Origin of the sequence: Pseudomonas eucalypticola (assembly GCF_013374995.1) — a bacterium.
GTDB lineage: Bacteria > Pseudomonadota > Gammaproteobacteria > Pseudomonadales > Pseudomonadaceae > Aquipseudomonas > Aquipseudomonas eucalypticola.
This window is the reverse complement of sequence record NZ_CP056030.1, coordinates 6,220,410-6,244,712: the sequence shown is the minus strand read 5'-3', so window position 1 is coordinate 6,244,712 and position 24,303 is coordinate 6,220,410. Positions and strand designations below refer to the sequence as shown.

The window sequence follows — 24,303 nt, the reverse complement described above, 5'->3', positions numbered from 1 at the left end:
GTACCCACATGGAATCGCCGAATCACAGTTTGCCGGCGTTGTTCGAGCAGTTGGGCCTGGCCTCCGACCCGGTGGAAATCGAGAAATTCGTCACCAGCCATTCACCCCTCAAGCCCGGCCTCAAACTGCACGAAGCCTTCTTCTGGACACCCAGCCAGGCGGCTTTCCTGCGCGAGGAGATTCTCGAGGACGCCGATTGGGCCGAAGTGATCGACCAGCTCAACGAGCTGCTGCACAAGGTTCGCTAAGCTGCCGCTTATCCGTTGCCCCCCCGATTTCATTGGCGTTGCCAACAATTGCCGCAGCCTGTCCTATGCTCTGACTTATGGGGTTCATGTGGTCTGCCCAAGACCGCGCGGCGGCATTCACGCGGATTCTTTCAGTCATCACTGGCCCCGGGTCAATGGGATGATAATAACTATGAAAGATTCCTATGCTCCTGGCTTCTGGTGCGCCACCTCGGCGCTCGGCTTGATCACTGCCACTTACTTCTACGGGGTCATCGAGGCCCATCAGATCGAACGTGCCCTGGTCTTCTTCAATAGCGCACTGTGGTTGATCGGCGTGCTGGCGCTCGCCGTGCTGGCATGGTCCGCCCATGAAAACGCGCAATTGAAAAGGCGACGGCAAACCCAGGGCCACACGCTGGTGCGCATCTGGGACACGAAGGTGGCCCTGCGCAAGGTGGAAACCGTTTTCGACCGCTATTTCTGGGGTAGCTACTGGCAACCCGGGCGTACGTTCCAGGAGGTGATGGGCGACCTGGCGGGCACGCCGCTGGAAAAGTCCCTTGAAGCATTGAAGCTGCAATGCCAAGTGCTGGATGACGAGATTCACGACAGCCAATGGCATTGGCTGGACGATGCTCGGGAGCTCTCCAGCGTAGCCACTGCCTTGGCACGCCAGCGCTACCTGCTGGACTTCTGCGACCCGCGCACCAGCATCAAGGCCAGCGCCGGGGTCGACCGGGAGATGGAAGTGCTGGTGTACACCTGGTCGACACGCCTGCGTGCGTTTGACCATCAGTTGGACGCGTTGGAGACCGAGTACAAGGTCTGAATGTCAGCGGTGGCCCTGACGACACGGCCAGGTCCGCTGCTTTGTAGCGGACCTGGCCGCATCACAACCCCCGTCAGAACTGATAGCTCAAGGTAGCAGCGACGTTGCGCTCTTCGCCCACGTAGCAGAAGTTCAAGCTGGCACAGGTGGCCACGTAGTGCTCGTTGGTCACGTTGTTGGCATTGATGCGCAAGTCCAGGCCCTTGAGGCCCAGCTTGCCCAAGTCGTAACCCACCGACGCGTCGTACAGGGTATAGGCCGGTACTTTCTCGGTGTTCTCCGCATCCGCCCAGCTATAACCCACGTAGCGCACGCCCGCGCCAAGGCGCAGGCCGTCAAGTGCACCGCTGCTGAATTTGTAGTCCGCCCACATGGAGGCCATCTGGCGTGGCGCCTGGGTGGGTGAGTTGCCTTTGTTCTCGATGATGTTGTCGGCAGTGCTCAGGGTACTGACCATCGACTTCGAATATTTCAGGTCGGTGAAGGTGTAGCTGCCCAGCAGTTTCAGGTTGTCGGTGACTTGCAGGTGGGCTTCCAGCTCCACACCTTGGGAACGCACCGCGCCGACGGCGCGGTAGAAGTTTTCCTGCGGCAACTTGGTGGCCAGATTCTCCTGGTCGATGCGGAACACCGATGCCGTGTAGAGGTTTTCCGAGCCCGGCGGCTGGTACTTCAGGCCCGCTTCCCATTGCTTGCCATCGGTAGGGGGCAAGGGGTTGCCGCTGGCATCGGAGTAGGAGTTGGGGTTGAACGACTCCGAGTAGCTGATGTAGGGCGCCAGGCCGTTGTCGAACAGGTACAGCACGCCCGCGCGGCTGGTCAGCTTGGTGCGCTGGTCGCTGATGGTGGTGCCAACGGGGCGGTTGTATTCGGCGATGCGGTTCTCGTCCGAGGTCTTCACCCAGTCCTGGCGTACGCCCAGGGAGAAGCGCCACTTGTCCAGCTCGATCAGGTCTTGCAGGTACACGCCGGTCTGCTGCAGGCGGCGAAGGTAGCTGGTGGGGCTGTAATAGCTGATGGCGGAATTGCCGTACACCGGGTTGAAGGCATCGATGGGTGCCAGTGAGCCACTGGTCCAGTCCACCACCGTCTTGCGCCGCTGGTAATCCACGCCCAGCAGGGTGGTGTGCTTGGCGGCGCCGGTGAAATACTCGGCTTGCAGCATGTTGTCGATGATGAACGAATGCAGGCGTTCGCTGGCGCCCGAGTAGTAGCGGTTCAGCTCGTTGCTGGTGGCGCTGGTGTAGCCGTAGCCATAGACCTGGTCCAGGTCGACCTTGGAGTCCAGGTAACGGAAGTTCTGCCGCGCGGTGAAGACGTCGTTGAAGCGGTGCTCGAACTGGTAGCCGAATGACTGCTGGTCACGGCTGTAATGGTCGATGCCCGGCTCGCCCTCGAAGTAATGCTCGGAAATGCGCTGGCCGTTGCGCGGGTGCAACACGCCGTCGGCGGGCAGGCCGCCGTGGTAGCCGCCTTCCGGGTCGTGTTGCAGGTAGGCCTGCAGGGTCAGCGAAGTATCCTCATCGAAATCGATGCTCAGCGTGGGCGCAATGGCGTAGCGTTTCTCTTCGTTGTGGTCGAACTGGGTGTCGGAGTCGTGAGTCAGGCCCGTCACGCGGTAGGCAATGCGCTTGTCGTCATCCACCGGGCCGCTGAAGTCAAAGCCCACGCCATGCTGGCCCTGGGTGCCGACAGTGGCCTGTATCTCGTGGTAGGCCTCGTACAGCGGCTTTTTGCTGGTCAGTGCCACCAGGCCACCGGGGGAACTGCGCCCGTAGAGCACCGATGAAGGGCCTTTGAGAATGTCGACCCGCTCAAGGAAGTAGGGATCGATCTGCATGGTGCTGTAGGTGCCGCTGTCGCCCATGGACTTGAGGCCATCGATGTAGATGTTGTCCACCGAGCCATCGTTGAAGCCGCGCATGGCCACGTAGTCATAGCGATGCGTGGCGCCATAGGGGTTGGTCAGCACACCAGGGGTGTAGCGCATGGTCTGGGCGACGGTCTGCGAGCCCTGGTCGTCCATTTGCTGGCGGGTGACGACCGAGACGCTTTGCGACGTTTCCAGCAAGGCAGTACTGGTCTTGGTCGCGATCTGGCTGTGGGTAGCGTTGTAGCCGTCCATGCTGCCCAATGCATTACCCAGGGCAAAGCCGCGTACGTCGGTGGAAGGTAGCGCCATGGCCTGGTCCTGGGTGTCCTGGACCACGAAGCTGGTGCCGTCGCTGCTGCTGGCCTGCAGGCCGCTGCCGGCCAGCAGGGCGTTCAAGCCCTGGGCGACGCTGAACGTGCCGTGCAGGCCCGGGCTCTGTTTGCCCTGAGTTTGCGCGGGGGTGGCGGCCAAGGTGATGCCGGCCTGGCGAGCGAACTGATTGAGGGCTTCGCCCAGCGGCCCGGCAGCTACGTCGTAGCGACTGGCGGCGGCCTGTGCGCCCGGGGTCGCGGCTGCCTGGGCTGCCAGGGGTAGGGTACCCAGGCCAAGGGCGGTAGACAGCAATGCAGCGCGCACGGCGCTGGGCAGGGAAAGCGGAAGCGATGGGGTATTGCTGGTCATGATGCGGTTCCGAGGCATGGAAGGGGCTTGAACGGGTTAATTACTGTCCAAGCCGAACGGGCCGGCGAAACCCGCCAAAAAAGTTGAGGGGCCATCGCCCCATTCAGCACTGAGCTGCCATGAAGGCAGCGGCTGGCATGGGGTTGGGAGGCTATACCGACCTTTCCAGGCGTACCCAATAGCGGGTGCGGCTATGCAGCCGCACGGGCAGGGTCTGAGGCAGCAGGGCCAGGAGCTTGTCGGTGTCGTCCAGACGAAACACGCCCGACAGCCGCAGCTCGGCGATGTCCGCGGCGCAACTGAGGTACCCATGACGGTAGCGGCCTAATTCTTCGAGAAAGGCTTGCAAGCGCATGTCACGGGTCACGATCAGGCCGTCGGCCCAGGCGCCCAAGTCCATCTCCGGCACGGCGACCTGCCGCGCGCCGGCGCTGTCGACTTGCCAGCTCTGGCCTGCTCGCGCCCAAGTCAGCGGCCCGCCCCGGGCCGGGTAGATGGCCACTTGGCCGCGAGCGACGCTCAGGCGGGTGCAGTCGTCCTGTTGGCGAAGGGCGAAGCGCCCCTGGGACGCTTCGAACAGGCCATCACGGTTATTGACCCGTAACGGCCGGCCTTGCGGGTCTGGCTGGCAGGTGAGCAGTATCTCGCCATGCTTCAGGCTGAGCAGCCGTTGCTGCGTGCTGAAGCGCAGGTCAGCGGCGCTGCGGGTATTGAGCTGCAGTTGCGAGCCGTCCGGCAGGGTATAGGTGCGGCGTTCCCCGACGCCGGTCGCGTAATCCGATGACCACTGCTGCCATTGTTCCAGGTCTTTGCCCAGCCACCCGGTGCTGCCCATCAGGCCAACCACACCTAGTAATTTCAAGGCTTGGCGCCGGTCCAGACGCTGGGCACTGGTTTCCAGTGCCAGGCCAGCACCGGGTACGGCACGGTAGTGGCCGGCCACTTCCTGGCTCAGCGACTGAATGCGCTGCCAGGCCAGCTCATGACGCCGGTCGGCCGCGCGCCACGTGGCGCATTGGCGCTGTACCCGGGCGTTGCCGCCATCATTGTTCAAGCGCAGCAGCCAGTGAATGGCCTGGCGCACCATCTGCGGGTCTGGCGCAGGGCCGCCGTGGTCACTGTTCATAACGCAGCAGGTAGCAATGGAACAGGGCGTCGGCCACGTAGCGCTCCACTGAGCGCAGGGACACCCCCAATTGCGCGGCGATATCCTGGTGGGGCATGCCTTCGCACTGAGACAGCAGGAAGGCCTTGCGCACCTTGGGCTTGAGCCCGTCCAGCAGGCGCGCGATTTGTTCCAGCAACTCCAGTAGCAACGCGCGGGTTTCCACGCTCGGAGCTTCGGCGGCGGGCAGGTGGGCGATGGTTTCCAGGTAGGCGCGGTGCAGTTCTTCGCGGCGCCAATGGTCGATCACCAAGCCCCGCGCAATTGTGCGCAGGAATGCTCGGGGGGCGCTCAGTTCCAGGCGATCAGTGCGTTGCAGCAGGCGCAGGAAGGTGTCCTGGGCCAGGTCCGCGGCATCGGCCGCGTTGCCGAGGTGGCTGCGCAGCCAGGTGCTGAGCCAGCCGTGATGGGCGCGGTAGAGCGGACCCACGGTAAATTCTTGGGAGGACATGGGATGCGCCACGCAAGACTGCATGAATGATAATTAGTCTTATTTTCATGAAGCCCGGTACATTTTGCAACATTGGCTGCACACACACGTAAGCGTGGGGCTGGTTGGGTGGCAACCGGCCCCACCGGGTAGCGCGTCGGACTAACTGAACAGGTTGCGCACGTTGTTCATGGCGTCATCGGCGAAGCCTTGCAGGAACGCCTCGAAAGCCGGCAGGGCCGCGGCGCCGCCTTCCCAGGGCTCGCCCTGAATGGTCCATTTGGCTTCACTGGTGTTGTCGGGTTTGGCCGTGACCTCCATGGCTGCCCACAGGTTGCCAATGTTCAGGGTGGTGTAGATCAGGCTCCAGGTCATGCGGCGGGCCTGGTCATCGTGGCTGTTGAGTTGCTCGATGACGATGTTCTCACCGTCGCGAAAGAACTTCTTGCGTACCGAGCGCACGCCGCTGCCGGTCATTTCGATGCGTTCCAGGGCCGGTATGAATTTATCGAAGCCGGCGAAGTTGCCCACTACTTCCCAGACGCTGTCGGCGGGCGCGGCGATGTTGACCGCGGCGGTGACAGTGCAGCCCTGAGGGTTGCGTACGAGGGTATCGGGGGTCAGTGCAGTCATGGTGTGTCTCCTTGGGTAGGGTGGTTCAGATGAACTGGATTTCTTTCAGGTACGCGCAACCCTTGCGCAGCAGCGCCGGAGTCTTGCTGGGGTAGCGCTCGCCCATGCGTTGCACGCCACTGCGTGCGTTCTCGTGGTCGATGCGCGAAATGTCGCCGATGTCTTCCTCGAAGCCATCCAGGTAGAAGCCCAGCACCCCGAACAGGGCGTTGTCTGCGTCCACGCGGGCCAGTTGCCGTTGCCACTGGGCTACGCTGACGAACTCGAAGTCTCGGCCCGCTTCGCGAAAGGCGTCCACATAGCTCGCCCAGCTCAGCGGTTCAGGGTTGTGCAGGTTGAACACCGCCCGCGCCGGTTGGTAGCGGCTGGCGTGGAAGGCCAGGAAGCGGGCGAGGAAGTCCACCGGCATCAGGTCGAAGTTGAGGTCCAGCGCTGGCACCTGGCCCAGTTGCAGCGAGCCTTTGAGCATCAGCATCAGGCGGTTCTTGTGGGGCTGGCAGACCCCGGTGCGGCTGTTGAAGGTAATGTTTCCGGGCCGGTAGAGGTTGGCCCATACGCCGGCCTCGCGGGCGCGCTGAATGATTCGCTCGGCTACCCATTTCGACAGGTTGTAGCCATTGCGAATGTAGATGGGCGGGGTATCGGCCGGCGGTTCTTCCAGCACGTGACCCTTGGCGTCGACAACGCTGGAGGCCGATAGGGTGGAGACGAAGTTGAAGATCTTCTTGCGCCGCCCTTCGCACAGGCGCAGGCAATGGAACACCGGCTCGACGTTAGTGGCGGCCAGCGCTTCGTAATCCAGCACGTGGTTGACCTGCGCCGCGTTGTGAATCAGCGCGCCGTAATGGGCGTCTATCTCTTCGTACAGTGCGTCGCTCAGCCCCAGGCTCGGTTGGGTGATGTCGGCGGCGTGTACCCGCACCCTGCTCAGGTCGAGGTGTTCCAGCCGGTTCTCCACCAGGGCCTGTTGGAAACGTTCGCTGGCGCTGAGCCCCGGTTGGGCCCTGACCAGGCAGGCCACCTCGCTGGCCCCCCAGGCCAGCAGGGCCTGAACGATGTGCACGCCCAGGAAGCTGTTGGCGCCGGTCACGATGACCTTGTGCACGTCGCCCATGTACTCGACGGGCAAGGCTGTAAGGTTCAGTTCGCGGAAAGCGTCGGTCAGTGCCCGTGGGCTGACCTGGCGCACCTGGTCCTCGACGCCATTGACCAGTTCGGCCAGACGCTTGAGGGTGGGCTGCTCGATGAAGCGGTTGATCGGAATACCCGTGCCGAAACGCTCACGGATCTGTACCAGCATCTGCGATAGCAAAATGGAGTGGCCGCCCAGGTTGAAGAAGCTGTGGTCAGTGCCGATGGCCTCGGCAGGCAATTCCAGCAGCTCGCTCCACAGGGCCAGCAGTTTGGTTTCGGTGGCATTGGCCGGCCGTTCGTGGGCTTGGGCGTGGGCTTGAGGCAGATTGAGCAGGGCTCGGCGGTCAACCTTGCCGTTGGCGGTGGCCGGTAGCACGGTCAGTTCGGTGTAGTGCAGTGGCCGCATGTAGTCGGCCAGGTGGGCCTGGGCATGGGCCTGTAGATTGGCGAGCGCCTGTCCGTCACCTGCCCGTGGCTGGGCGACGAAGGCCAGTAGCCGGTGTTGTGGGTCGACGGCCACGGCTACCTGGGCGAACTGGCCACTGGCACGCAGGCAGTGTTCCACTTCTTCTGGTTCCACCCGGAAGCCACGGATCTTCACCTGGTTGTCACGCCGCCCGCTCAGGACGATGCCCTGTTCAGCCCATTGCGCGATGTCGCCCGTGCGGTAGGCGGCCACACTACGCCCATCGGGAAGGGCCAGGGTGACGAAGCGCTCGGCGCTCAGTGGCGGGTTGTTGAGGTAGCCCAGGCCCACACCGGCACCGGCTATGTAGAGCTCACCCGGTGTGTGGTCAGCGACCGGCCAGCCATGGTCGTCAAGGATCAGCACCTGGGTATTGGCGATTGGCTCACCGATCTGCCGCGGGTTGTCGCCAGGGTGCATGCGCCGGGTAGTGGCAAGCACCGTGGTTTCGGTCGGGCCGTAGATGTTGTGGAACTGGCAGCGGCCGGCGAAATTCGCCAGCACCGTCGGCTCGCACACGTCGCCCCCCGTGATCAGGTGCTGCAAGGAGAGGGGCGCTGTGGGCGGCAGAATACTCAGCAGGGCGGGGGGCAGGAATGCGTGGCTGACTGCCTGGGCGTTGAGCAGTTCGATCAAGTGCGTGGGGTCGCGGCGCTCGTCCGGGGTGGGCACGACCAACGTTGCCCCCGCGGCGAAGGTGGGCAATATGTCGAGCAGCGAGGCATCGAAACCAATGGTGGAAAACTGCAGCACCCGGCTGTTGTGGGTAAGTTCCACGCGCTGGCGGTACCAGGCCTGGAAGTGGTTGAGGTTGGCATGGCTGAGCAGCACGCCCTTGGGCTGCCCGCTGGTGCCCGAGGTGTAGATGGCCACCGCGGGTGCCTGCCCTTGTACCGGCAGGTCGAACCAGTGGCCGCCGGCAGCGGCAGGTTTGATATCGTCCACCCGCAGCGCCTGCATGCCGTCGAGGCTGAACGGCGCTGGCCCGCTGTGCAGCAACAGGCTGGCCTGCGCATTTTCAGCAATGGCGCGCAGGCGCTGCGAGGGATGACTGGGGTCCATCGGCAGGTACACGGCACCGCTGCCGAGCACCGCCAGCAGGCTGGCGTAGAGTTCGACCGATTTTTCCAGGCATACACCGATCACCCCTCCGCCTGCCGGCAGGGCGGCACGAATCGCTGCCGCCTGCTGCTGCAACTGGGCGTAACTCACCACCCTGTCGGCCAGTTGCAGCGCCGTGCGCCCGGTATTCAGGCGCAGGCTGGCGTGCAACTGCTCCAGCAGCGACGGCATGTTTTCATCCAGCAAATGGGGCGCACTGTTCTGGTTCAGGCGATGTTCGAACGCCAGGGCTTCGATTGCATCAAGGCCTTGCTGCCGGCCTAGCCCTGCGGCGTCGCACACGGCCCGCTGGGCGAAGTGCTGCGGGTCGCGGGAAAAGCGGGTGATCTCCAGGCTCATGCGCTCCAGCAGGCTTTGCTCGACGCTGGCGCGCAGTGCTTCGCCGTTGCCCGACGTCGCTGCCGCCAGCGCCTGGCAGATGACCAGGCGCTGGGCGTGGGCCGTGCCGGCCCAGCATTGCCATTGCACCCGGGGCAGGTTGCCGCTATCCGGCTCCAGGCACAGGCGCAACCCCAGGTGCAGGCAGCGAGGTGGGGTGTTCGGGATAGCCTGACCGCTGCCGTCCTCGATGAGCACATCGGGTTGTTCACAGGTCGGGCTTACTTGGTGCCCATACTCTTGCAGTACGGTGCCGAGCGCGCGCAAGGCACGGCTGGAACCATAGAGGATGATCTGCAGACGTCTCATTGTCTTCTCCTTGTATCAAGCCAGATAGGCGGCCAGGGCGTCGCTCACACAGGGGCTGTCGAGCATCGAGCTGCCTTTGAAAAAGCGCAGAATGTTGCCCAGCAGTGGGTGTTGAGCGTTGATCGGGAACGCCAGGCTCTGGGCTTCTTCGGCCAGGGCCCGGCGCACGGCCGGGTCGGGGTGCAGGTGCTCGATCAAGGCCAGGTCGAAGGCTTTCTGAATGTCATTGGTCAAGTAGCGTTCGATGAACACTGGCAACATGCCAGCCAGTGCCGCCCGATCGCTTGCACTGGCACCTTGCCAATAGATGCGCACCAGCCGCGTCCAGAAGGTGGAATGGCGGCCTTCGTCCAGCAGGTGGTCGGCCATCAGGCCCTTGACCGATTCCTTCACCGAGTCATCGCGGGCGAAGGCGGCCACATCGTTGGTCAAGGTGTTCTCGGCGATCGCCACGCAGATAAGCTCGGCGGCTGGGCGCAGCGGCTCTGGCACATGCGCCAGGGCCGCTGGTATCGCCCTGCTGAGTTCGATCTCGGCAGGTAGGGCGATGGGCTCGATACCGGTCAGGTCGATGGTCTGCTGCATGAAGTCCATGGCCACCAGAGCGTGGTAGTCCTCATCCACCACCACGGTCATGGCGTCGTAGCGGCAGGCGAAGGGGTACGCCAGGGGAAAGCGCCCGCGGGCAATGCTGCTGGCCGTGCGGTTGACGATTTCGGTCTCGAAGATCACCACGTCATGAATGAATTTGTAGAGGCTTTGCACCAGCGCGAAATCGCGCTGGTGCGGGCACTCGCGCAGAAACGTGGCCCCCAGCACCAGCGGCTGGCGGCTGAGGGGGTAGATCAGCCGTGCATCGTCTTCTAGCCGCCGTCGCGGACGGGTGCGGATGGTGGCGCGGTCTTCCCACGCGTCGGCGAATGAGCGGTAGTCGGCGGCGTTCATGCATTCACCTCGGCCCCGGCCTTCATGCTGACGCGCAGCCGATCCCACAGGGTCATGCGGCTGTCGATGGCGGCGATGGCGGCTGCGTGCACTTGCGCCAGGCGCTGAGGGTCATCGCCGGTCAGGCGGTCGAGCAGTGACTGTGCCGCCGGGCCGTGATCATCGGAGTCCACTTCAATGTGCCGCTGCAGGTAATAGCAAAGGGTCGGTGCCTGGCGCGCGGTGATGCCCCAGTCATCCAGCAAGCGCTGGAACATGTGCGGGATCACGCTTTCGCGGCCATGCAGGAACGCAGCGGCCACGGCATGGGCGGGGGCGTACAGCGCGGTTTCCAGGGTGTCTGTCACGAAGTGGATGGCCGCGGGGTCGGCGTTCACGCTTTGCAAGGCGGTGCGGTAATGCACGCCTTCGGCCTGCAGCGCGACGAACTGCTGCACAGGGCCGGTATCGGCACCTATTTCGCGCATGGCCTCCAGGTAGAGTTCGAAGTGGCTGTAGTGGCCGCCGTCCAGGCGGTCATCCGATTCCTCGCCCAGCACGATCTCGTTGATCAGCCGCGCCGCCTTTGGGTCAGCGGGCGGCAGCCACGGCAGGTCCACGCAGGTAAGTTCGCGTTGCAGGCGTTTGGTCAACGACATGAAGTCCCATACCGCGAATACATGGGTTTCCATGAAACGTTGTAATACCGGCAATGTATTGATCTCGCCGAATATCGGGTGAGCACTCAGTTGGTTCTTTTTCTGTACAAGCACGTCGGTTTGAAAGGTCATGGCGCTTCCTTAAAGTTTTTAACAATGAGTTGAAACTTCTGGCTATCACTTTGCGTGCTGCTTGAACAAATCCTTCCGTTGAAGGGTCGGATATAAACTTATGCCCATTGGCAGCGGTGACTGGCGGGCAGGTACGTCGCCAGTGCTAATCAAGTTAGACCAGGTTTTATCTGCATTTCAAATAAAATCGTTAAAAAACAATAAGTTATGTTTTTAATGAAAATAGGAGTTCGCTAAAACAAGCGCGGCAAGTTTTAGAGGCGCAAGTGCTCCCCTTTCGACGTTTTACGGTCAAAATTAAATTAAGATGAGTGAATGCCTCACTCGGAGCACTCAAGTAGATGGGTAGTTGCTAATTAATTAATCCAGGGGCTGGGCCCGTGTTTACGCTCCTGCGTGGGTGACGAAGTGATGACGTGTTGATTGAGCAGAACAGCTCACGGCCATCGGCCAGTGCCAGAGTGTGCGCTAAAACGCCGATTTTCCATCGGCGCGCAGTATCAGAGCATGAAGTCGCCAATCGCAGGTGCGCAAAAGTGGGTTATGGGGTGCAGCAGAGGCGGTGAGGGGGGGAAAGCGGCAGGTGGCGCCGGCTCACTTCATCCGGTCGGGGGCGCGTTAGGCACGTTGCCAGGCAAGGGGGCCAGGCAGGATCGAACTCGTTACCACAGGAAGGCTGGTGCTGGGCACATCAGCCATCAGGCCCGGGGTGACCGCCGAGCCTATGCCGACGCGCGGGTTTCGAGGTAGTGGCGGATGGTGTGCGACGCGTTGGCCAAGTGTTGTTGCAGTATGTCGATGGCCAGCTCTACGTTGCGGTCCTGAATGGCATCGACCAGGGCGATGTGGTCTTCCTGGGTAGGTTTGCCAAGGCCCATCGAGGACAAATGAAAACGCAGGAAGCGTTCTTCCTGGTTGAGTTCCTGTTCGATCATGCGCAGCAGCTTGCGGTTGTTCGCACCCGCATACAGCGCCATGTGGAACAGCCGGTTCAGGCGGCCGAGCTCGGCCGGGTTGGTCTCGGTGTCGAGCTGGTCGATGCAGTAGCGCGCCTCGGCGAGGTGCGCATCGGTCAGGTTGGGAATCGACTGGCGAAGTGCTTCGGTTTCCAGCAGCAAGCGCAAGTCATAGGTTTCGGCGGCATCTTCGTCGACCAGCGGTGCGACGACCGCGCCTTTGTGCATGACAACCTTGAGCAGCCCTTGGGCTTCGAGCTGGCGCAATGCCTCGCGCACAGGCATCCGGCTGACGCCGAACAGCGTCGCCAGTTCCTGTTGCCTTACCGCCGTACCGGCAGGAAGTCGGCCGTCCAGGATGGCACTTCGCAATTTTTCCTCGATGACCGAACGAGCAAGGTGGGCGGGTACCTGCTCGCTGACCAGAATGGTGCTCAACGGCTTTTTGGCTGTCACGATTGGCCTACCTGATTATAATTGTCACAAAATATGTGTGGGATCCCAAAAAGGCTAGTGGGCCCACTTGTGCCTGTCAATCCAATCCGGCACCCGTGCGCTATGCGTAGCGGGGCCTGAGTTCGCGTGCTTATCGTGACGGAGTTGCAGGCACATTGGAAGGTGGGGAGGGGTGCAGTTTGTTGCGGGCTTAGACAGACGGCCACTTTGCCCGCCGCGTCGCAAAAAGGTAAGGAAAATCAGCGATATTCACGTGGCGGCGGGTTTTCGATGGTGATTGTGCAGGATCTCGGTAAACTGCCGCGATCGTCATCCACTTTTTTTTCGAGGCGTGTACATGAAGTTTCGCTTTTTGCTCTGGGCCATGGGGCTATTGATGGCACGGGCCAGTCGCCGCAACCCTGCGTTCGCCCAGCAGCTCAAGGATCGCGACCTGGTGTTTCAACTGCAGACGCTGGACGGCAAGGTTGCCAGGCATTTCATCGTCAAGGACATGCGCATCACCAGCAAGGGCGGCAAAGTGGACGCCCCGGCGTTTGCGATTGCGTTCAAGGACGCGGCATTCGGGTATGCCACGCTGCAGGCCAAGAACAAACAGTTGGCGTTCATGCAGGGTATTCAGGACAAGACCATTCAGATCAAGGGCAACCCGGCCCTGGTCATCTGGTTTCAGGGCATCATGAAATACCTGAAACCGAAAAAGTGAAGCGCGTGGTGCCACGCCCGTAGCGGTATCGTGGGGGCCAGGCTGTCAACGAGCTCGCTGGCCAACTCCCACGTCAGTACAGCGCTCAGTGCTGGTTGAACTGCGAAGCCAGTTCACGCAGCATCACTTCGGCGTCCAGTACCTTGGTGACCACATCCTCGGCCTTTTCACGGCTCAGCCCCAGGCGCTCGAGCAACTCGTCCGGAATGCCTTCATCGGCACCCGAGCCAATACCGCGGCTGCGCAGCAGGCGCACCGCCAGGCACACCAGGTTGGGGTACTGGGCATAGTCGCCATCGTAGCCAGGGTCGTGCTGGAAGCGCAGGGCGTTGGCCAACTCGTCGGGCATGTCCCAGAACCGCATCAGCCAAGCGCCGATCTGCTCGCGGGTGATGCCGAGCAGGTGCTGTTCCACGTAGCTGTGGCACAGGTGCGGGTTGACCTCCAGGTGGCGGCAGATCAGCGAGAAGTGGGGTGGGAAGACGTGAGCCAGCAGCAGGTAGCCAAAGTTGTGCAGCAAACCAGCCAGGTAGGTCAGCCCGGTTTCAGGCCGCTGTGCGCGAGGGATGGCGCGGGTCAGGCCTTCGATGACGGCAGCGGTATAGATCGATTGCTGCCAGTAGGGCGTGGCGTGCTGTGGTTGATCCTTGGGCAGGCTCAAGGTCTTGCCCAGGGCCAGGCCCAGCGCCAGGTTGATGACCAGGTCGAAGCCCAGCACGCGGACGATGGCGTCTTCCACCGAGCGGATCTTGCCAGGTGATGCGTAATAGGGCGATGCCGCCCAGCTCACCACTTGCGCGGCCAGCGCCGGGTCGGTCTCGACTACCCCGGTGATGTCGTCGATGGTCGCGTTGGGATCTACCCGCAGCTTGATGATTTTCTGCGCGGTTTCCGCCAGCGGCGGAATTTCGATCGTGGCTTCCAGCCGTTGCTGGATACGCCGTGCGGTGAACGCCTGGACGGCCTGGGTGATTTCCTTGGGGTCATCGCCAGGGCGGTCGAGGTTGGGTCGAATGCTGGTCAGCACCACGCCGAAGTTGCCGGCGCTGGCCTTGCTGAGCACCTTCCTGAAGTCGTCGCGACCGATCTCCAGCCACAGGCCAGGCTCACCGGAGTTGACCAGCAGTTCGCTCTCCTCCAGCAGACGCTCATCGTACAGGCACGGTGAGCTGGTCAGCGTAGGCAGGCCGGGCAATTGCTTGAGGTCGTGCTTGGCCAGCATTCGCGTCATGCGGTCAAGCGGCACCGCGGTCAGCTTGCGGCCAGTGAGTTCGGCCAGGCGATTGAGGTCCAGCAGCTGACTCTGCGGGAACAGCACCATCAGTGCGCCAACGGCGTCGTTGAGCAGCACCGCCTGGACCTTGCGCGCAGGGTTCAGGTGCGGGTGGTCGAGCACCTCGCGATAACTGATTGCCAGCTTCCCCAGCATATCCTGAATGACAGACGGGGTGTGTGGGGTCGCGGTGTCCAGGGCAACTTCAGTCATGGTCTGTATCCATATTCCTACATGGCCGACAGTATACCCAGCTTGCATCGCCAGCTGGTTCGGTCGTGCCAAGTCTTTTTTCAAACCTGTCCATATTGTTGGCCATGCCTGAGCCAGCGTTCCAATAACGGGTCGACGTGTGCCGGCCATTGCGAGAGCAGGGTCTGAGCCGCTTCTCGTACGGCAGGAAGCAAATCGGCGTCGCGCATAAGGTCGGCTACCTTGAACTGTAGCAAACCTGTCTGGCGTGTACCGAGCATCTCACCGGGGCCACGCAGTTGCAGGTCTTTCTCTGCAATCACGAAGCCATCATTGGTTTCACGCATGATACCCAGGCGCTCACGGCCGATCTGTGACAGGGGCGGGTGATAGAGCAGCACGCAGTGGCTCGCGGCACTGCCGCGACCGACACGGCCACGCAACTGGTGCAGTTGCGCCAGGCCAAGCCGCTCGGGGTTCTCGATAATCATCAGGCTGGCATTGGGCACGTCGACACCTACCTCGATCACCGTGGTGGCGACCAGCAGCTGCAACTCGCCGGCTTTGAACAGGGCCATGATCTCGGCTTTTTCCACCGGCTTCATGCGCCCATGAATCAGGCCCACGCGCAGTTCACCCAACGCACTGGTCAGCTCCTCGAAGGTGGTTTCGGCCGCCTGGCAGGTCAGCTCTTCCGACTCTTCGATCAAGGTACACACCCAATAAGCCTGGCGGCCCTCGGCACAGGCGGCGCGCACCCGCTCGACCACCTCGACGCGACGGTTGTCGGCCACCAGGACGGTATTGACCGGGGTACGGCCTGGCGGCAGTTCGTCGAGGACCGAGGTGTCGAGGTCCGCGTAGGCACTCATGGCCAGCGTGCGGGGGATGGGCGTGGCAGTCATGATCAACTGATGTGGGCACATGCGCCCGCCCACGCCTTTCTGACGCAGCGCCAGACGCTGTTGCACGCCAAAGCGGTGCTGTTCGTCGATGATCACCAGAGCCAGCTTGGCAAACTTCACCTCATCCTGAAACAGTGCATGGGTGCCGACCACCATGGGGGCTCCGCCTGCGATCTGCTCCAGGGCAGCGGCCCGGGCTTTGCCCTTGAGCTTGCCCGCGAGCCACGCCACTTCGATGCCCAGAGGTTCTAGCCAGCGTTTGAACGTAATGAAATGCTGTTCGGCGAGAATCTCGGTGGGAGCCATCAGGGCCACCTGGTACCCGGCCTCCAAGGCCTGCAAAGCGGCCAGCGCCGCGACCACCGTCTTGCCCGCGCCCACGTCGCCCTGCACCAGGCGCAGCATGGGTTCGCGTTGGCTGAGGTCGTAAGCGATCTCTTTGCCCACCCGCTGCTGGGCGCCCGTGGGCGTGAAACCCAGGTTGGCCAGGTACTGTACCGGCAGGCGCTTGGCCTTGGGCAGCGCCGGCGCGCGCAAGGCCCGCAGGCTTTCGCGCAGGCGTTGCTGGGACAGCTGGTGGGTCAACAGTTCCTCGAACGCCAGGCGGTGCTGGGCCCAGTGATGGCCTACGGCGAGCTCTTCCAGGTCGGCGTCTGGCGGCGGATGGTGCAAGTAACGGATGGCCTGATCCAGCGGCGCCAGTTGGTGTTCACGGGCCAGTTCCGGCGGCAGCCAGTCTGGCAGACTCCGCGGGCCCAGCAGGGCCAGGGCCTGCTGCGATAGCTGACGCAGGCGTGCTTGGGTCAGGCCTTCGGTGGTGGGGTAGATGGGCGTGAGGTTCTGTTCCACGGGCACCGGTTCGTCGCCGGTCAGGGCGCGGTATTCGGGGTGGTAGATTTCCAGGCCCGAGGCGCCAGGGCGCGCTTCGCCATAGCAACGCAGGTGGGTACCGCGCTTGAGGGCTTCTTTCTGGGCATTGCTGAAATGGTAGAAGCGCAGGCTCAGCGAGCCTGTGCCGTCGCCCAGGCGCACCAGCAGGCTGCGGCGCTTGCCCATGGCCACATCGGCGCCGCTGACCACGCCTTCGATCACTGCGTCCTGGCCGGGGCGCAGGGCGCCAATGGGAACCACGCGGGTTCGGTCCTGGTAGCGCAGCGGCAGGTGGAACAGCACGTCCTGAAGGTTCTCCAGGCCCACCTTGGTCAATTTCTCGGCCATGGCCTCGCCGATGCCCTTGAGGGCGGTTACCGAAACCTGGGACAGCTCGGTCATGTCGCCACTTTACTCAAGGGGGTGGGCTTGGCCACGGAGCACAGGCGGATGGAGTCGGCCAGGATCTCGATGGCCTTGGGCCGCGGGAAGCTGGCGCGCCAGGCAATGGCCACGGTGCGGAACGGGGAGGGTGGCGTCAGGGGCCGCACGTCGATCACGCCGGGGGCGTAATGATGGCTGTGCACTGCTGACAACGGCAGGATAGACACGCCCAGGCCCGAAGCGACCATGTGGCGGATGGTTTCCAGCGAACTCGACTCCACGGTGGTGTGCTTGGCGCCTTCGGTACCCTTGACCAGCGTCGGGCAGGCTTCGAGCACCTGGTCGCGGAAACAATGGCCTTCGCCCAGCAGCAACAGGCTCTTGTCGTTGAGCAGCGAGGCGTCGATGGTTTCCTTGTGCGTCCAGGGGTGGCCGGCGGGCATCAGCACGTAGAACGGCTCGTCGTACAGCGGCAACGTCAGTACATCGGCCTCGTTGAACGGCAGGGCGATGATCACTGCGTCCAGTTCGCCATTGCGCAGCTTGTCGCGCAGGATGTGAGTGAAATTTTCCTCGATGTACAACGGCATCTGCGGTGCCACCCGGTGCAGTTGCGGAATGAGGTGGGGGAACAGATAAGGGCCGACGGTGTAGATGGCACCGACTTTCAGGGGCGCGGTCAGTTGGTTCTTGCCGGCCTGGGCCAGCTCACGAATGCCCTGGGCCTGTTCCAGCACCTTTTGCGCCTGGGCGACGATGCCTTCGCCTACCGGGGTGAGGCGCACGGCACTCTTGCTGCGCTCGAAAATCAGCACACCCAGTTCATCTTCGAGTTTCTTGACCCCCACCGACAAGGTCGGTTGGCTGACGTGGCAGCGCTCGGCGGCATGGCCAAAATGCTGCTCCTGGGCGAGGGTGACGATGTAGCGCAATTCTGTGAGAGTCATAACGTGCGTCCATGAAGTTGCGAGCCCAGCATAGCGGCTGCAATCGATAGACGCACGTTATCAAGGTTGCATCTGTATGTCAGAAACAGATATTCATCTTTTGTCCAGCGAGTAGACGAACGGTGCGACCACTTCCAGGCTGCCGTTGTTCAGCAGTTCCTTGGGCGGTGGCGGCAACGGCTGTGCCCGGCGGATCATTTCCAGTGTGGCACGATCCAGCGCCGCGCTACCGGAGCCACCCGCCAGCTCGAACGACAGCACCTTGCCCTCGCCATCCACCACGAAACGCAGACGGTTCACACCCTGCAGGCCACGGCGACGCGCGTCCTCGGGGTAGCGCTTGAACTTGGCCAGGTGGCGCAGCAGGTCACCTTGCCAGTTGGGCAGGGCATTGCTGTTGGACGGCAACTGAGGCTGCGCGACCGGTGCCTTGGGTGCCGATTCCTTCGCGGGTGCGGTGTCGACGACTTTTTCCGACGGTGGCGTTTCCTGCGGCGGTTCCGGCTTCTTCTCAGGCTTGGGCGGCTGTGGCTTGGGCTTGGGTTTGGGCTTTTCCTGCTTGGGAATCGCGATGGTTGGTTTTGGTGCCTCGGCCAGTTTCGGCAGCGGCAGTTCTTCAACCGGTGTGGGTGGCGTCGGTGGCGTGACTACCTTTGGCGGCGGTGGCGGTGCTGGCTCCGGTACCGGCGCCAGTTCCACCATCATCGCCTGCGGCGGCATTTCCGGCGGTGGCGGCGAATGCCAGTTGAGCGCCAAGGCGATGGCCAGGGCATGGACCCCCAGCACCACTGCCAGGCTACCGCCATAACGCGTCAGCTTTTGGCGCGCTGTGATCATTTCTTCCCTACCGTCTCAAGGCCCACCAGGCCGACTTTCAGGTAACCGGCGGCCCGCAGAGCGTTCATCACTTCCATCAGGTCGCCATAGTCGACGCTCTTGTCGGCCTGGAAGAAGATGGTGGTGTCTTTCTTGCCTTTGGTCTTGGCGTCCAGTACCGGGCCCAGCTGAGCGCGGTCCACCTTGTCGTCACCCAGGTAAAGGCTCTGGTCGGCCTTGACGCTGAGGAACAACGGTTTCTCCGGCCTGGGGGCAGGTTTCGCGGTAGAGGCGGGCAGGTCGACCTTGATATCCACCGTGGCCAGCGGTGCTGCGACCATGAAGATGATCAGCAGCACCAGCATCACGTCGATGAACGGCGTGACGTTGATTTCGTGGTTCTCGGCGAGGTCGTCGCCACCTTCGTTGAGGTGCAGACCCATGGATTAACCCACCTTCACCATGTGGGGCTGAGCGCTGCGCTCGCCTGGCTGGTGGTCCAGGTCACGGCTGACCAGCAGCAGTACCTGGGCGGAAGCGTCCGAAACCTGGGCCTTGTAGCCAGCGATGGAGCGGGCGAAGACGTTGTAGATCACTACCGCAGGGATGGCGGCGACCAGGCCCAGGGCGGTGGCCAGCAGAGCTTCGGCGATGCCGGGGGCCACGACGGCGAGGTTGGTGGTCTGGGTCTTGGCGATGCCGATGAAGCTGTTCATGATGCCCCATACGGTACCGAACAGGCCCACGAATGGCGCGGTGGAACCGATGGTAGCCAGTACGCCGGTGCCGTTGCTCATGTTGCGACCACAGGCAGCGACCAGACGCTCCAGGCGGAAGCTGACGCGTTCCTTGATGCCTTCCTTCTCGCGAGCATTAGTGGACAGGTGCATTTCTTCCAAAGCGTCATGCACCAGCAGATGGGCCAGGGTGCCGGGCTTGCTGGCCGATTCGCTGGCGGCCGACAGGGTAGTGGCCTTTTTCAGTTGGGCGATTTCACCGCGCAGACGGCGCTTGGCGCCGAGCAACTCGAAACCTTTGGCAATCCAGATAGTCCACGTGATGATGGAGGCGATTGCCAGGCCGATCATCACGATTTTGACGATAATGTCAGCATTCTGGAACATGCCCCACGGCGACAGGTCGTGGCCAAGGGTGAAGCCGGTTTCCACGGCGGGCTCACCGGCAGGCTCGTCTGCTACTGGCGCCGCCACGGCATTGTCTACAGGCTGCACGGCGGCATCCTGCGCCGCTGGCGCGGTGGCCGCGGCAGGTTGGTGGGCCTGGGCAGCTGGCTCATCCGCGAAAGCGGCTGGAGTCAGCGCAAGACCGATGACCAGCGCGGCAATACCACGCCATGGGCGAGTGCGGGTTGGCGAAGCGGAAGGTTGATTCTGAGTCATGCTGGCCGGACCTGAAAGGGAAATGAGTTGATGTCCTTCGAGGCCTCGAGAGCAGGCCGAGAACAAAATGGGCGATTATTATTGCAAGTAATTCTTGTTAACAAAAGCGATACGCTGAACTTTTTCCGGGTTTAGTGGCATTTTGGCCACCGGGATGAGCCTAAAGTCTTGATTCGGGAGAATTTCCATGTCCGCCCCAAATGTATTGATTGTTGGCTGCGGGGACGTCGGCGGCCGCCTTGCGCGGCAAATGCTGGCCCAGCAGTGGCAGGTGTTCGGCTTGCGCCGCGATGTGACGCGGTTGCCGGAAGGCGTGGTGCCGGTGGCGGCCGACCTGGCCGAGCCCGCTTGCCCGACGAATTGGCCTCAGGGAGCTATCGATTACGTGGTGTATTGCGTCGCTGCCCAGCAGCATGACGAGCCGGGATACCGCGCAGCTTACGTGGAGGGGCTCAAGCGCGTCGTTGGCTGGTTGAAGCACAATCGGCAATTGCCCCGCCGGCTGCTGTTTGTCTCCAGCAGCAGTGTGTATGCACAAGCCGCAGGTGAGTGGATAGACGAATACTCACCCACTGAACCGGTGGCGTTCTCCGGGCGGCTGATGCTGGAAGCCGAGCAAGTGGCCAAGGAAAGCGGGCCGGCCACGGTCGTGCGCCTGACGGGCATTTATGGCCCGGGGCGCGAGCGCCTGTTGCAGCAAGTGCGCCAGGGTTATCGCGTGCCGCATGAGCCAAGCCTGTTTGGCAATCGTATTCACAGCGACGATGCCGCCGGCCTGTTGGCGTTCCTGTTGTTGAACGATGCGCAGGGCGCGCCGGTCGCGGGTTGTTACCTGGGGGTGGACGACAAGCCGGCGCCGTTGGCCGAGGTGGTGGACTGGTTGCGAGTGCGCCTGGGTGTACAGGAGAGGGGCGAGGAATCGACGCTGCGGCGAAATGGCAACAAGCGTTGCAGCAATGCCCAGGCCAGGGCGTTGGGCTGGGTGCCGCGCTATCCCAGCTACCGTGAGGGGTATGAAGCCATTCTCAACGGCTGAACCTTGCAGCGTTCCTTGTGGAACCGGCCGAAGCGCGGTCCCACAAGGCGCTGGAGGGCGTGGCTATTGCTTCTTCAGCAACCAGCGACGCTCGCCCGCCTTGAACTGCGGCATTTCATCGGCCTGGGCCTGGTTCACGACCTGGAAGATCTCCAGTTGCTTGCCATCACGCTTGAAGATGAATGGCGCGCCCTGCTTGTTGCGTTCGATCCACATGCTGTCCTGGCCCCCGGTCATCGTGGCGCAGTCGCCGGCCAGGCACAGGGCGTAGCGGTCGGCACCTGGGAAGCCTGCCAGTTGGCCATCGGCCAGGAAGCGCACGTTGCTGCCTTGACCCGGACCTTCGACGATCGTCCATTCACCGCCCATGTAGGCGCCATATAGTGCGCGTTCAAAGCTGCTACCCACGGGAGCGTTAGGCTCGGCGGTGGTTTTCAGCCGGTTGAAGACCTGCTTGGGGCCAGCCTTGTTGGCCTCCACTTCCAGTTCATCATCGCTGACGGTGGTCATGTCTTCGGTCAGCGAACCCGACAGGGTCACGGTCCATTTGCCTTTGCCCAGCGGTTGCAGGTTGCCCTTGCCTACTTCGAAGCCGTTGCTGAAGCTGGCTTGGTTGGCCTTGCTGTTGAGTTGCCATTCCAGCGGCTGGTCATTCTTCGGCATGGCCTGGCGCAGGCTGATGCCTTTGGCGGCGGCGTCGATGACTTGCTGGTTGATCCAGACCCCGCTGGGGTCGACATTGCTGTGGCTGGCGCAGCCGCTGAGCAGCGCGGCCAGCAACGGCAGGACAAGCGCGTGGCGCATGGGGAATCCTTCCGGAAATAGGGGGAACGGCGAGGCGCGGGCGCGCCTCGCCTTCAAGGCTTACTCGACGACCAGGATGGCGTCCATTTCAACCTGTGCACCGCGCGGCAGTGCGGCCACGCCGATGGCGGCGCGGGCTGGGTATGGCTGCTCGAAGTAACGGCCCATGACTTCGTTGACCTTGGCGAAGTGGCTCAGGTCGGTCAGGAAGATGTTCAGCTTGACGATGTCCTTGAACGAGCCGCCAGCCGCTTCGGCCACGGCCTTCAGGTTTTCGAACACCTGAACGGTCTGGGCTTCGAAGCCTTCCACAAGTTCCATGGTCTTGGGGTCCAGCGGAATCTGGCCAGACATGTAGACGGTATTGCCCGCCTTGATGGCCTGGGAGTAGGTGCCGATGGCCGCCGGGGCCTTGTCGCTGGTGATAACAGTCTTGGTCATTGGTGACTCCTTGGCAGAGAGGTGAAGGCAGCGACCTTACGCGCGCATCCGCGTGATGCGGATGACGCCGGTCAGTGCCCGCAGTTTCTTGATCACGCGAGCCAGGTGCACGCGGTCGTGAACGCTGACGACCAGTTGCACCACGCTGATGCGGCCGTCGCGTTCGTCCATGCTGATCTTCTCGATGTTGCCATCGGCGGCGTTGACGCTGCTGGCCAGCAGGGCGATCAGGCCGCGCTGGTGTTCGAGTTCCACGCGCAGCTCGACGTTGAATTCGCCCGTGACGTCCTTGGCCCAGGAAAGCTGGATGCATTTTTCCGGGTTATGACGGATTTCGCTGATGTTGCGGCAGTTTTCCAGGTGCACCACCATGCCCTTGCCGGCCGACAAGTGCCCCACGATGGGGTCGCCTGGAATCGGCGTGCAGCACTTGGCGTAGCTGAGCACCAGGCCCTCGGTGCCGCGGATGGCCAGCGGCCCTTCGGGGCTGGGGAGTTGCTCGCCCTCGGAGGCCAGCAGGCGGCGCGCCACCACGTAGGCCATGCGGTTGCCCAGGCCGATGTCCTCGAGCAGGTCTTCGATCTGGTCCAGGCGGTACTCGGCCAGCATGGCGTGCACGCGCTCTGCGGGAATGAGGTCCAGTGCGCTGTCGAAACCGTTGAGCACCTTGTTCAGCAGGCGCTCGCCCAGGCTGATGGACTCGGAGCGGCGCTGCAGTTTCAGCGCATGGCGGATATGCGTGCGCGCCTTGCCGGTGACCACGAAGTTGAGCCACGCGGGGTTCGGGCGGGCGCCCGGGGCGCTGACGATTTCCACCGTGGAGCCACTTTGCAGCGGCTCGGACAGTGGCGCCAGGCGGCGGTTGATGCGGCAGGCAATGCAGCTGTTGCCCACGTCGGTGTGCACCGCATACGCGAAGTCGACCGCCGTGGAGCCTTTGGGCAGCTCCATGATGCGGCCTTTGGGCGTGAACACATAGACCTCGTCCGGGAACAGGTCGATCTTCACGCTTTCGATGAATTCCAGGGAGTTGCCGGCGCGTTGCTGCATTTCCAGCACGCCCTTGACCCATTGGCGCGCCCGGGCATGAGTGCCCTTGGGCTGTTCGTCGTCACTGGACTTGTACAGCCAGTGAGCGGCGATGCCGTTGTTGGCCATTTCTTCCATTTCCCGCGTGCGGATCTGGATTTCGATGGGCACGCCGTGCATACCGAACAAGGTGGTGTGCAGCGACTGGTAGCCGTTGGCCTTGGGAATCGCGATGTAATCCTTGAAGCGGCCCGGCAGGGGCTTGTACAGATTGTGCACGGCGCCCAGCACCCGGTAGCAGGTATCGACCTTGTCCACCACGATGCGGAAGGCGTAAACGTCCATGATCTCGTTGAAGGCACGGCGCTTGCCGCGCATCTTCTTGTAGATGCCGTAGATGTGCTTCTGGCGGCCGCTGACATCACCCTCGATACCGTCCACGGCCAGGCAATGGGCCAGGGACTGTTCGATTTTCTGGACGATTTCCTTGCGGTTGCCACGGGCGCGCTTGACGGCCTGGAAGATGCGCGCCGAGCGCATGGGGTACATGGCCTTGAAACCCAGGTCTTCGAATTCCACGCGCACGTTGTGCATGCCCAGGCGATTGGCGATGGGGGCGTAGATTTCCAGGGTTTCCTTGGCGATGCGCCGGCGTTTTTCACCGGACAGCACTTCCAGCGTGCGCATGTTGTGCAGGCGGTCGGCGAGCTTGACCAGGATCACGCGAATGTCGCGTGCCATGGCCATGGCCATTTTCTGGAAGTTTTCGGCCTGGGCTTCGGCCTTGGTCTCGAAGTTCATCTGGGTCAGCTTGCTGACCCCATCGACCAGTTCGGCCACGGTTTCGCCGAACTGCGAACAGAGTGCTTCCTTGGCGATGCCGGTGTCTTCGATCACGTCATGAAGCATGGCCGCCATCAGGCTCTGATGGTCCATGTGCATGTCGGCGAGAATATTGGCCACCGCCAGCGGATGCGTGACGTAGGGTTCGCCGCTGCGGCGGCGTTGGCCGTCGTGGGCTTGTTCGGCGTAGAAATACGCCCGGCGGACCAGGTTGACCTGGTCAGCACCCAGGTAGGTCGACAAGCGATCGGCGAGGGCGTCTATGCTCGGCATGATGACT

21 protein-coding genes are annotated in these 24,303 nt (G+C 62.7%); 4 read left to right on the top strand and 17 right to left on the bottom strand.

From position 1 onward, the window contains the following. Positions 1-8 precede the first annotated feature (8 nt). Positions 9-248, top strand: coding sequence for a DUF2789 domain-containing protein (locus HWQ56_RS28130; protein ID WP_158152778.1), 240 nt, complete (start codon positions 9-11; stop codon positions 246-248). Between the two features lie 172 nt (positions 249-420). Further along, on the top strand, positions 421-1,059 hold the full coding sequence (locus tag HWQ56_RS28125) for an NADH:ubiquinone oxidoreductase subunit N (protein ID WP_158152779.1): 639 nt from the start codon (positions 421-423) through the stop codon (positions 1,057-1,059). 73 nt (positions 1,060-1,132) lie between these two features. Here HWQ56_RS28125 and HWQ56_RS28120 read toward each other — a convergent pair whose 3' ends face one another. The 8 genes from HWQ56_RS28120 to HWQ56_RS28085 all read right to left on the bottom strand — a co-directional run bounded on the left by HWQ56_RS28120 (position 1,133) and on the right by HWQ56_RS28085 (position 12,377). Next, positions 1,133-3,613, bottom strand: coding sequence for a TonB-dependent siderophore receptor (locus HWQ56_RS28120; RefSeq protein WP_176572264.1), 2,481 nt, complete (start codon positions 3,611-3,613; stop codon positions 1,133-1,135). 151 nt (positions 3,614-3,764) lie between these two features. Then, the gene (locus HWQ56_RS28115; RefSeq protein WP_176572263.1) at positions 3,765-4,739 is read right to left on the bottom strand and encodes a FecR domain-containing protein; all 975 of its coding nucleotides are present in this window, start codon (positions 4,737-4,739) and stop codon (positions 3,765-3,767) included. Next, entirely contained in the window at positions 4,729-5,229 is a 501-nt protein-coding gene (locus HWQ56_RS28110; RefSeq protein WP_176572262.1) for a sigma-70 family RNA polymerase sigma factor, read from the bottom strand. The genes HWQ56_RS28115 and HWQ56_RS28110 overlap by 11 nt, the downstream gene beginning before the upstream one ends. Positions 5,230-5,370: 141 nt before the next feature. Continuing rightward, positions 5,371-5,841 (bottom strand): SRPBCC family protein, encoded by a 471-nt coding sequence (locus HWQ56_RS28105; protein ID WP_158152783.1) that lies wholly within the window; start codon positions 5,839-5,841, stop codon positions 5,371-5,373. Between the two features lie 25 nt (positions 5,842-5,866). Further along, positions 5,867-9,250: a non-ribosomal peptide synthetase gene (locus HWQ56_RS28100; RefSeq protein ID WP_176572261.1), complete on the bottom strand. Its 3,384-nt coding sequence runs from the start codon at positions 9,248-9,250 to the stop codon at positions 5,867-5,869. Between the two features lie 15 nt (positions 9,251-9,265). Next, complete coding sequence (locus HWQ56_RS28095) at positions 9,266-10,195, bottom strand: diiron oxygenase (RefSeq protein WP_176572260.1); 930 nt, start codon at positions 10,193-10,195, stop codon at positions 9,266-9,268. Further along, positions 10,192-10,965 carry a DUF3050 domain-containing protein gene (locus tag HWQ56_RS28090; protein ID WP_158152786.1) on the bottom strand — a complete coding sequence of 258 codons (774 nt, stop codon included), beginning with the start codon at positions 10,963-10,965 and terminating at the stop codon, positions 10,192-10,194. The genes HWQ56_RS28095 and HWQ56_RS28090 overlap by 4 nt, the downstream gene beginning before the upstream one ends. Before the next feature lie 722 nt (positions 10,966-11,687). Next, a complete protein-coding gene (locus HWQ56_RS28085; RefSeq protein WP_176572259.1) occupies positions 11,688-12,377 on the bottom strand; it encodes a GntR family transcriptional regulator in 690 nt (229 codons plus the stop codon). Positions 12,378-12,714: 337 nt separating this feature from the next. Here HWQ56_RS28085 and HWQ56_RS28080 point away from each other — a divergent pair, with 337 nt between their 5' ends. Then, on the top strand, positions 12,715-13,083 hold the full coding sequence (locus HWQ56_RS28080; RefSeq protein WP_176572258.1) for a helicase: 369 nt from the start codon (positions 12,715-12,717) through the stop codon (positions 13,081-13,083). Positions 13,084-13,168: 85 nt separating this feature from the next. Here the strand turns inward: HWQ56_RS28080 and HWQ56_RS28075 are convergent, their stop codons facing one another. From HWQ56_RS28075 to exbB, 6 genes are all read right to left on the bottom strand, one after another. After that, a complete protein-coding gene (locus HWQ56_RS28075) occupies positions 13,169-14,569 on the bottom strand; it encodes an aminoacyl-tRNA deacylase and HDOD domain-containing protein (protein ID WP_176572257.1) in 1,401 nt (466 codons plus the stop codon). An 80-nt stretch (positions 14,570-14,649) separates the two neighbouring features. Next, positions 14,650-16,725, bottom strand: coding sequence for an ATP-dependent DNA helicase RecG (recG, locus tag HWQ56_RS28070; RefSeq protein WP_158152790.1), 2,076 nt, complete (start codon positions 16,723-16,725; stop codon positions 14,650-14,652). Further along, positions 16,722-17,654, bottom strand: a complete 933-nt coding sequence (locus HWQ56_RS28065) for a hydrogen peroxide-inducible genes activator (RefSeq protein ID WP_158152791.1) — start codon at positions 17,652-17,654, stop codon at positions 16,722-16,724. Before HWQ56_RS28065 ends, recG begins: the two co-directional genes overlap by 4 nt. Before the next feature lie 93 nt (positions 17,655-17,747). Then, positions 17,748-18,491: an energy transducer TonB gene (locus tag HWQ56_RS28060; protein WP_158152792.1), complete on the bottom strand. Its 744-nt coding sequence runs from the start codon at positions 18,489-18,491 to the stop codon at positions 17,748-17,750. Then, on the bottom strand, positions 18,488-18,913 hold the full coding sequence (gene exbD / locus HWQ56_RS28055) for a TonB system transport protein ExbD (RefSeq protein WP_158152793.1): 426 nt from the start codon (positions 18,911-18,913) through the stop codon (positions 18,488-18,490). The genes HWQ56_RS28060 and exbD overlap by 4 nt, the downstream gene beginning before the upstream one ends. Before the next feature lie 3 nt (positions 18,914-18,916). Beyond that, the gene (gene exbB / locus HWQ56_RS28050; RefSeq protein WP_158152794.1) at positions 18,917-19,870 is read right to left on the bottom strand and encodes a tonB-system energizer ExbB; all 954 of its coding nucleotides are present in this window, start codon (positions 19,868-19,870) and stop codon (positions 18,917-18,919) included. Positions 19,871-20,057: 187 nt separating this feature from the next. Between exbB and HWQ56_RS28045 the strand changes: the two genes are divergently transcribed. Further along, positions 20,058-20,906, top strand: a complete 849-nt coding sequence (locus HWQ56_RS28045; RefSeq protein WP_176572256.1) for an NAD-dependent epimerase/dehydratase family protein — start codon at positions 20,058-20,060, stop codon at positions 20,904-20,906. Positions 20,907-20,969: 63 nt separating this feature from the next. On the opposite strand, the gene HWQ56_RS28040 is transcribed toward HWQ56_RS28045, so the two are convergent. From HWQ56_RS28040 to spoT, 3 genes are read right to left on the bottom strand one after another with little or no spacing between them, the layout of a single operon-like run. Then, positions 20,970-21,710: an SRPBCC family protein gene (locus HWQ56_RS28040; protein ID WP_158152796.1), complete on the bottom strand. Its 741-nt coding sequence runs from the start codon at positions 21,708-21,710 to the stop codon at positions 20,970-20,972. 60 nt (positions 21,711-21,770) lie between these two features. Beyond that, positions 21,771-22,151, bottom strand: a complete 381-nt coding sequence (locus HWQ56_RS28035) for a RidA family protein (RefSeq protein ID WP_008366837.1) — start codon at positions 22,149-22,151, stop codon at positions 21,771-21,773. Between the two features lie 36 nt (positions 22,152-22,187). Beyond that, positions 22,188-24,296, bottom strand: a complete 2,109-nt coding sequence (gene spoT / locus HWQ56_RS28030) for a bifunctional GTP diphosphokinase/guanosine-3',5'-bis pyrophosphate 3'-pyrophosphohydrolase (RefSeq protein WP_158152797.1) — start codon at positions 24,294-24,296, stop codon at positions 22,188-22,190. Positions 24,297-24,303 lie beyond the last annotated feature (7 nt).